This window comes from Sediminibacterium roseum, from assembly GCF_009939005.1.
Taxonomy (GTDB): domain Bacteria; phylum Bacteroidota; class Bacteroidia; order Chitinophagales; family Chitinophagaceae; genus Sediminibacterium; species Sediminibacterium roseum.
This window is the reverse complement of record NZ_JAACJS010000008.1, coordinates 1-2,205: the sequence shown is the minus strand read 5'-3', so window position 1 is coordinate 2,205 and position 2,205 is coordinate 1. Positions and strand designations below refer to the sequence as shown.

Annotated in this window: 1 protein-coding gene; it reads left to right on the top strand. The window is 54.8% G+C overall.

Annotated features, from left to right (window positions below; all coding sequences use genetic code 11):
* On the top strand, nt 1-2,205 hold a 2,205-nt coding region (locus GWC95_RS05410), incomplete at both ends, for an HYR-like domain-containing protein (RefSeq protein ID WP_202630222.1).

Sequence of the window (2,205 nt, the reverse complement as noted above, 5' to 3'; positions counted from 1 at the left end):
CAACGGTTACCTATACGGCAACGGACCACGTGGGACTGCAGACGGTATGCAGCTTTACGGTAACGGTGGTGGATGCACAAAAACCGGTGCTCTCGGGCGTTCCATCCAATGTAACGGCGGCGTGCAATGCGGTGCCTGGTGCGGCAACGGTTACGGCTACCGACAACTGTGCGGCGAGCGTGGCTGTTGTGTACAACGAGACAAGGGCCAATGGCGACTGCCCTTCGAGCTATGTACTGACAAGGACATGGACGGCAACGGACGCTGCGGGCAACACAGCAGTGGGCACGCAGGTGATTACCGTAGAGGATACACAGGCCCCTGTACTCAGTGCGGCGCCTGCGAACGCAACGGTAGAGTGCAACGCGGTACCTGCAGCAGCGATCTTAACTGCAACGGACAACTGCGACACACCTGTTGTGATCTTCAGCGAGACAAGAACGAACGGCAACTGCCCATCGAACTACATACTCACAAGGACATGGACGGCGACGGATGCCTGTGGCAACACGACATCTAAAACCCAAACGATCACGGTTCAGGATACACAAGCGCCTGTGATCAGCGCAGCGCCGGCTGATGTAACGGTAGCGTGCAACGCAGTACCTGCAGCAGCGATCTTGACTGCAACGGACAACTGCGACACACCTGCGGTAATCTTTAACGAGACACGTACCAACGGTAACTCACCAAACAATTACACGCTCACCCGCACATGGACGGCGACGGATGCCTGTGGCAACACAGCATCTAAAACACAAACGGTTACGGTGCGCGATACTCAAGCACCTGTGATCAGTGCGGCGCCTGCGAACGCAACGGTAGAGTGCAACGCGGTTCCTGCAGCAGCGATCTTAACTGCGACGGACAACTGCGATACGCCTGAAGTAACATTTACCGAAGTAAGAACCAACGGCAACTGTCCATCGAACTATACACTCACAAGAACATGGACAGCAACAGATGCAAGCGGCAACACAGCATCTAAAACCCAAACGATCACGGTACAGGATACACAAGCGCCTGTGATCAGCGCGGCGCCTGCGGACGCAACGGTAGAGTGTAACGCGGTTCCTGTAGCAGCTACATTGACTGCAACGGACAACTGCGACACACCTGTGGTAGTCTTTAACGAGACACGTACCAATGGCAACTCACCAAACAATTACACGCTTACCCGCACATGGACGGCGACGGACGGATGTGGCAACACAGCAAGTAAAACGCAAACGGTTACGGTGCGCGATACACAAGCGCCTGTGATCAGCCCAGCGCCTGCCGATGTAACGGTTGAGTGCAACGCGGTTCCTGCGGCAGCGATCTTGACTGCGACGGACAACTGCGATACACCTGAGGTAACATTTACCGAAGTAAGAACCAACGGCAACTGTCCATCGAACTACATACTCACAAGAACATGGACGGCGACAGATGCAAGCGGCAACACGGCATCTAAAACCCAAACGGTTACGGTTCAGGATACACAGGCACCTGTGATCAGCGCAGCGCCTGCGGATGCAACGGTAGCGTGCAACGCGGTTCCTGCAGCAGCGGTCTTGACTGCAACGGACAACTGCGACACACCTGTTGTGGTCTTTACCGAAGTAAGGACCAACGGCAGCTCGCCATTTAATTACACACTCACAAGAACATGGACGGCAACGGACGCCTGTGGCAACACATCGTCTAAAACACAAACGGTTACGGTGCGCGATACCCAGGCTCCTGTGATCAGTGCGGCGCCTGCCGATGTAACGGTAGAGTGCAACGAGGTACCTGCAGCAGCGATCTTAACTGCGACGGACAACTGCGATACGCCTGAGGTAACATTTACCGAAGTAAGAACGAACGGCAACTGTCCATCGAACTACATACTCACAAGAACATGGACGGCAACAGATGCAAGCGGTAACACGGCATCTAAAACGCAAACGATCACGGTTCAGGATACACAGGCACCTGTGATCAGCGCAGCGCCGGCTGATGCAACGGTAGCGTGCAACGCGGTTCCTGCAGCAGCGGTCTTAACTGCAACGGACAACTGCGACACACCGGTTGTCATCTTTAACGAGACACGTACCAACGGCAGCTCGCCATTTAATTACACACTCACAAGAACATGGACGGCAACGGACGGATGTGGCAACACATCGTCTAAAACGCAAACGGTTACGGTGCGCGATACACAGGCCCCTGTTCCAACGA